Genomic DNA, 529 nt, shown 5'->3' with positions numbered 1-529 from the left:
ACCAGCCCGGCGATCGCCCAGGGCCGGGCGCCTGGGGTGCTCATCGCGACGGTGGCCGCGGCCAGCGCGGGCGCGCCGAGGAAGGAGGCCATGAAGACCGGGTTCACGATCGCGACGTTGACGTGGTTCATCGAGGAGACGAATGTGCGGTCGTCGACCTTGGCGAGGCCGGGCATCACGCCGCACGCCCAGGTGTAGTAGGTGCCGGCCTGGAGGCCGGCGGCGAGCGTGGCGGCGAGCAGGACGGGAGAGCGCAGCTGGTCGAGTACGTCGGACATGGCTCGAGTCAATCGCCGAGTGGCGAGACGATCCATCGCCGCAAGACGCACTTCCATACGCGAGCGTCCAGGGATACGGTCGCGTATGGATGGTCTGGCGGCACTGCTCGACGGTCCCCGTGCTCGGGGCGCGTTCTTGTTGAGGTGCGTGATGGAGGCACCCTGGTCGGTGCGGCTCCAGGACGAGTCGCCGCTCACCGTGACGGCGGTGGTGGCGGGCGAGATGTGGGCGGTGCCCGACCTCGGCGAGG

Annotated in this window: 1 protein-coding gene and 1 pseudogene; one reads left to right on the top strand and one right to left on the bottom strand. The window is 70.1% G+C overall.

The window, feature by feature from the left end:
- A pseudogene (locus Q0L15_RS21360) lies at positions 1–278 on the bottom strand (DUF1772 domain-containing protein); the annotation flags it as partial.
- Here Q0L15_RS21360 and Q0L15_RS21355 point away from each other — a divergent pair.
- Positions 277–529 (top strand): cupin domain-containing protein (locus tag Q0L15_RS21355; protein ID WP_366939636.1); only part of this gene is annotated, 253 nt, incomplete at its 3' end. The pseudogene Q0L15_RS21360 and the gene Q0L15_RS21355 overlap by 2 nt on opposite strands.

The organism is Nocardioides sp. (assembly GCF_024509035.1).
Taxonomy (GTDB): Bacteria; Actinomycetota; Actinomycetes; order Propionibacteriales; family Nocardioidaceae; genus Nocardioides.
Note: the sequence above shows the minus strand (reverse complement) of the source record. Positions and strands in the feature narration are given on the sequence as shown.